The sequence below is a fragment of the Rhizobium sp. P1_E1 genome (assembly GCF_056406015.1).
This window is the reverse complement of the sequence record NZ_JBFUAY010000249.1, coordinates 1-5800: the sequence shown is the minus strand read 5'-3', so window position 1 is coordinate 5800 and position 5800 is coordinate 1. Positions and strand designations below refer to the sequence as shown.

At 59.5% G+C, this 5800-nt stretch carries 8 protein-coding genes; 2 read left to right on the top strand and 6 right to left on the bottom strand.

Going from position 1 to position 5800, the window contains the following annotated elements; all coding sequences use genetic code 11:
* Positions 1 to 227: NIPSNAP family protein (locus tag AC1D1Z_RS32995; protein ID WP_477853059.1), on the top strand; the 227-nt coding region annotated here is incomplete at its 5' end.
* Positions 228 to 436: 209 nt separating this feature from the next.
* Here AC1D1Z_RS32995 and AC1D1Z_RS32990 read toward each other — a convergent pair.
* The 6 genes from AC1D1Z_RS32990 to AC1D1Z_RS32965 all read right to left on the bottom strand — a co-directional run bounded on the left by AC1D1Z_RS32990 (position 437) and on the right by AC1D1Z_RS32965 (position 5025).
* Positions 437 to 1354 (bottom strand): NADP-dependent oxidoreductase, encoded by a 918-nt coding sequence (locus tag AC1D1Z_RS32990; RefSeq protein WP_477853057.1) that lies wholly within the window; start codon positions 1352 to 1354, stop codon positions 437 to 439.
* 78 nt (positions 1355 to 1432) lie between these two features.
* Positions 1433 to 1900, bottom strand: a complete 468-nt coding sequence (locus AC1D1Z_RS32985; RefSeq protein ID WP_222072119.1) for a DUF3788 domain-containing protein — start codon at positions 1898 to 1900, stop codon at positions 1433 to 1435.
* Between the two features lie 68 nt (positions 1901 to 1968).
* On the bottom strand, positions 1969 to 2676 hold the full coding sequence (locus AC1D1Z_RS32980; protein WP_477853055.1) for an FMN-dependent NADH-azoreductase: 708 nt from the start codon (positions 2674 to 2676) through the stop codon (positions 1969 to 1971).
* Between the two features lie 44 nt (positions 2677 to 2720).
* Positions 2721 to 3266: a carboxymuconolactone decarboxylase family protein gene (locus tag AC1D1Z_RS32975; protein ID WP_221971402.1), complete on the bottom strand. Its 546-nt coding sequence runs from the start codon at positions 3264 to 3266 to the stop codon at positions 2721 to 2723.
* A gap of 35 nt (positions 3267 to 3301) precedes the next feature.
* Positions 3302 to 3955, bottom strand: a complete 654-nt coding sequence (locus AC1D1Z_RS32970; protein ID WP_222072114.1) for a nitroreductase family protein — start codon at positions 3953 to 3955, stop codon at positions 3302 to 3304.
* A gap of 95 nt (positions 3956 to 4050) precedes the next feature.
* A complete protein-coding gene (locus AC1D1Z_RS32965; RefSeq protein ID WP_130800518.1) occupies positions 4051 to 5025 on the bottom strand; it encodes a cupin domain-containing protein in 975 nt (324 codons plus the stop codon).
* Between the two features lie 483 nt (positions 5026 to 5508).
* Between AC1D1Z_RS32965 and AC1D1Z_RS32960 the strand changes: the two genes are divergently transcribed.
* The coding region (locus AC1D1Z_RS32960; RefSeq protein WP_477853051.1) for an amidase family protein at positions 5509 to 5800 on the top strand (292 nt) is incomplete at its 3' end.

Sequence of the window (5800 nt, the reverse complement as noted above, 5' to 3'; positions counted from 1 at the left end):
GCATTAAGCAGGCAGGTTTCTTCACCACGATCGTGGGCGAAAGCAGCCACCGTCTCACCTATCTCATCGCCTGGGAATCGCTAGCCGATCGCGAGGTGAAATGGAAAGCGTTCACCACTGATCCTGCATGGATTAAGGCCCGCGACGAGTCAGAGCGCGACGGGCAAATTCTCTCCAATATCTCTAACCAGCTGTTGTCGCCGACCGCCTTTTCGGCAGTGAAATAAGACACCACCGATCCCCGCTTGCCGCCAGTCGGAATACCACCCGATCGTGCCATCCGCCGAAGCGATGACGAACGGCAGGCTTAGGAAACCGCCAACACTGCCCGAACGGCCGGAATGAAGGCGAATGAGTGAATCTAAGGCGGTATGCGAAGCTTGTGTGCGATGCGCGCACCCCCGGGGAACCCTTCTAAGGAGTGCGCTTGGCGTGCTCAAGGGATAACGCGGATGACCGTCTTTCCCGCGCGCCGCTCGGTCGAATTGAAGGTGGCGACCGCATCGTCGAGACTTGAAACCTTGCCGATGTTCGTCCGCATTCTTCCGTCCCGGACCCGCTGAACGATCTCGGATAGCTGGGTACGATCAGCCTCGACGACGAAGTCGACCGTAAGCCCATCCGAAGGCCGAATATCCGTCGGTCCGACGGCTGTCACAAGCGTTCCCCCGGCCCTAATCAGCGCCGCGGACCGCTTCTGAACATCGCCGCCAATGACATCAAACACCAGATCGACGCCGCCGATGTCTTCCAGGAGGTCGTTCTCGAGATCGACGAATTCATTTGCACCAAAGTCGAGCGCCTTCTGGCGGTCAGGGGCGCGTCCGGTACCGATGACATAGGCGCCGGCTTCCCGCGCAAGCTGCGTCACGATCGAGCCGACGGCGCCAGCCGCGCCGTGTGCGAGTACGCTCTGCCCCGCTTGGAGGCGGCCATGCTGAAACAGTCCCTGCCATGCGGTCAGGCCAGATATCGGCAGACTTGCGCCGACCGTGAAGTCGACGCTGCCGGGCAGCGGCGCGAGATTGCGGGCCTCCACAGCGACGTACTCAGCGAGTGTGCCGTCGCGATACCAGTCAGTCAGGCCGAACACCCGCTGACCGATCGACAGCCCCGTGGTGCCATAGCCCAGCGCGGTGATCACACCGGCCAGCTCATGGCCGAGGATCGGTGGCGTCCGGTCACGAAAGGTTCGATCGGTCCAGGTCGAAGGCCAATCCAGTTCGGTGTTGACGAACCCCGCAGCATGGACCTCAACGACGACGTCGTTAATCGCTGCCTGTGGCTTGGGTCGCTCCACCAGCGTCATTCCGGCTGTTCCCGCAGCCTGATCGTTCACTACGATCGCTTTCATGAGAATTGTCTCCTTAGATACTTGTAGGTTTGGATAGATTGCAGGCGTGGAAGGTCTTCTCGCAACGTGTTGTCGCCGTCACTTGCGCGGCAGTGGAGGACGCTTCATTGTCAGAAGATCCCTCACATCCTGCAGATCGTCAGCCGATGAGATGGCAAGCGTCAGCCATTTTCCGTCGATGTATGTTTTGGCCTCATCGTAAAGCTTGACCAGTTGCGGGCGCCAGACATAACGCCGCTCCTCGAACTTCTCTCGCTCGGCTCCGCCCATCACCACGACAGCCGAAAACCGCCGGTATTCCGGCACCAGGGTGGTGAACGCCTTCGTTTTCTTATAGCGCAAGGACCAACCGCGGTTCTTGCCACCGTAGAGCCAGTCGGGCGCGAAAACTCCTGGGTAGAATTCGTCGATCCAGTTCCGCAGTTCGGCCCAATGCTCGAGTGCCTCTGCTCCGATCCATTCGCGGACGGCGCTGTCATCGGGCGGTGCTGATTTGTCGGCGATCCTGTCGCCGATTTGGGGAAGTGTATTGGTAAGTAAAATCATCTGAAGGCCTCATGTTCATGGTTCGGCGGAGGTCGGAGGTTAAGATGCGGGTGCACCATGGCACGCCCTCAAAAAGCTCCCGGCGACGCTCTCGAAAGCAAAGGCGCATCGCGATACGGCCGACCAATGCTCGAGAGCGCTTCAGGGCGAACGGCGACGCCTCGGAGCTGTCCCACGACAGTAAGGTCGAGAGCAGTGAGCGCCTTGTCCCTCGCTAACGGCGCCTGACTCCGATCCAGGAAGGCGGTGCCTTGAAGTGGAAGAAATTGTTGCGTCCTCAGCCCAATGGAGCTGAGTGCCAGCGACAGATAGGGTGTGAGAAAATCCGGCTGGTTGGCTCGCTCACCGGTGAAGAAGCCACCGGAAGCCACGCCGACAAAGACCGGACGGTCCCGGAGCATTCCCACCTTGCCTGATGGCGTCGACTTCATCGTTCGGCCGACGCGCAGGATCTGATCGATCCACGCCTTGAGGACCGAGGGAATCGTCAAATTGTGCATCGGCGTTCCGATGACAATCACATCGGCCGCTTCTACTTCCCGAATAAGCGCCTCGGAAAGATCGAGAGATCCGATCGGCGGGGCGGCCAACGTTGCCGGCGACGCCAATGCGGCGGCGTAGAGGGCTTCGGTTTGCGGCAGGGGGTCAGCCCCCAGGTCACGCCGAACGATGCTCGCGCCCGGCGTGACCTCAAGAAGCTTTTCGACGATGGCTGCCGAAAGTTGTCGACTGTGCGATTCCTGACGCGGGCTGCTATCGATATGGAGAATATTCATGTGATTAATCCCAACAGCTTCAAAGTGGTTGCGCAGGTGAAAGCTCAGATCGAGCCGGCAGGTGCGACGGCGGGAAAGTCCTTCTCGGGGTCGAACACGTTGTTGAAGAAGTTCGTCAGGGAGTACATCGCCACAAGCGCGACGATCTCGATGATGTTCGCTTCTGTGTAGCCAGCATCGCGGACGGCTTTGAGATCGGCATCGCTGACCTGCCCGCGGGTCTCTGTGACTTTTTGCGCAAACTGGACGGCGGCGTCCCGCTTCGGATCCTTGGCATGACCCTTCCGCGCGAGAATGATGTCATCGGCCGGCAGCTTGGCCATATGTTCAGCCGTGAAGCTGTGAACCGTCAGGCAATAGTTACACCCGTTCACCTCTGAGACGGCAAGGCCGATGCTGTCGCGCGTCTTCACGTCGAGCGTCTTGCTCAGGGAACCAAGCAAAGTGGCCCAGGCGTTGAACGCGATTGGACTCTGAGCAAAGGCCGCCATCATGTTTGGGGTGAACCCGATGTTCCTGGTGAACGTATCAAGAGTCTGTTTCGATTCAGCCGGCACTTGTTCCGGCTTCAGAGCAACGGTTCTGGACATTGTGATCTCCATAAGTTTTTTGATTGGATTGGTTATCAGGCGAAGGACAGGACGTCGGCGACCGGCATCCGCGGCTTCTGTGGCCAGTTGCCGGCCCGCTCCGGCCCGACCGTCAGCAGCATCACCGGGATCTCGTCTTCGGCCAGGCCGAACTCGCGATGCACGGCCTCTGCATCAAAACCGATCATTGGTGTCGAACCCAAGCCCAGAGAACGGGCCGCATAGATGATCGCGGCGGTGCCAAAGGTCGCGGAGCGCACTGCCTCGTCGCGCTGGCGTTGCGGCTGATCGTCATACAGACCGCGAGCGGGGATTTCCCAATCCGGCACCAGATGGGCCGGCATGATGCCGGCTTCCACGACCGGAGCCAGACGCGCGGGGATCGTGCTGGCATCGGCCAACTGGCCGACGATGATGAAGGTGACGGCGGCGTCGAGGATCGCGGGTTGCTTCCAGGCGATCGGATGGAGCCGTGCCTTGGCGTCAGGCGAGCCCACGGCGATGAACCGCCAGTTCTGCAGGTGGAACGATGTCGGTGCAGACGTGCCGATCCGCACAAGGTCGCGGATCTGATCGTCGCTCAGTGTTGCGGTGGTGTCGTAGTACTTGGCGGCACTACGGCTCAGGATGGTTTCGATAACGGCGTTCGTCGGCGTCAGATGGTTTGCTGCGTGGCTGAAGTCGTTCATTGGGTGGCTCCCTCATCAAGTGATTACGGAGCTCAATTTACGGCCATGAGTGAGAATATCGAGACTGTATTGCCTCAATAGAATGCGCGAAAGGATCAATCCTCGGCGCGCGCCTGCCCGGTATGCGCTTGTCGGCGCCATTCCCCGGGCGTCATTCCCATTCTCTCGGTAAAAACACGGCGGAATGCCGAAACAGATTGATAGCCGACCGTTTCGGCAACAGCCTCGGTGCTGATCGCCGGTTTTTTCAACTCATTGGCCGCCAGGCTCATCCGGAGATCAGTCAGCAGATCGAGGGCGGAGCGACCCAGCCTGTCTTGAAAGTGCCGCATGAACGTAGCGCGTGACATCCCGCACATGTCCGCCAGGTCCGGCAGCTTCCAAGGGTGCACCGGATTGGCGAACATGGCCGCAATGGCTGGAGCCAGTCGAGGATGGCCGGCCAGGGCCAACAAGCCATCGGGAGCTTTGTCGGATTCACTGGCTGCCCGCATCACCAGTGTGAACAGGGCGGAAGAAAGGGCGTTGAGGACAGCACGCCCTCCCGCTCGGTTGCCGGCGGACTCCATTCGCATCAACCCCACCAGACTGGCCAGCTGATCCGTAGCAGCAGATCCGATACCGTCTCTTCCGAGGCCGTCGATCGTTCGCGCCACAAGGTTCGTGGGCAGGTAGTTGCGGATCAGTCGATCGTGGGGCGGCGCAATGAAAAACCGTCCGCACAGCAAATCCAGTTGCTCGCCCTGGCCATCGTTTTCGCTGAGCATCCATCCGGCTGAGCCCACGCTTTGATGTGTGCGGATCGGTGTCTGCCCACTACCATCATGCATCACATGCGCCGCACCGTGCGGCAGTAACACGATATCTCCGCTCACCAGCTCCCTTGCTGTTCTCGTCTCTAGGTCCTCGAAAATGGCCCGCCCCTTGACGATGACGTGGTAGGGAATTTCGTTCGCCACCGCCCGGCCCCAGGCTAGGCGCCACGGCGCACCATAGGCACAGCGGACCTCGAGCTGACCAGTAACAGTGACGATTTGCAGGAGATGGCTTAACCAATCGACTTCAGACATTGGACCTCAAGAACCGGAACTGATGCAACATCTTATCGCAATTGCACGTTGGTTCTACTCGGCCACGTTCAAACCTCGTTCCGCAACGGACATCGATCATGAGCTCGCCACCGGCGCGTCCAGATCGGGACGAGGTATGTAGACGCTGCCATCGACTATCGAAAACAATCGAAAAGTTGGCGACGGCCGGCGCTCAGCCGATCGACAGCGTTCAGGCAATGACGAAAACCTCTTGCGGCTGAAATGGAGGGGCAAGGCCGCCGCCCTCGCGGAATTGCGCGGGTGACGACGAAAATTTCGGCAAAAATGTTCCCGCGTCGCGAATTCACACATTTATGGGCGTGGGACTCCGTCCAAAGCCCGTTCACAAAAATGCCTATTGCATTACGGTCGTAATTTAATATTATGATCATAATGTAACCGGATGGACGTCTTGCTCAAGCCCGGGCAAGTCCTCCTATTCCATGAAGTGTGAGGATTCCCATGCATAAGGAATTTACGTCAGACCAGACCAAAGTTGCCGATGGCTTGGCCGCGCTAGGTGTTGCGCAAGCTGTGCGCGCCATGAACAGCGGCGACTTCACGGCGGAGACATACGCCGAAGCACTTCTCGATCGTGCCCGCGAGCAATCGGATCTCAAGGCTTTCATCACGATCGACGAACAGGCTGTGCTCAACGCCGCCCGCGAAGCCGATAGGGCTCGAGCCGCGGGCGCATCCGGCCCCCTGCTCGGTGTTCCTCTAGGTGTCAAGGACAGCTATTTGACAGCCGGCC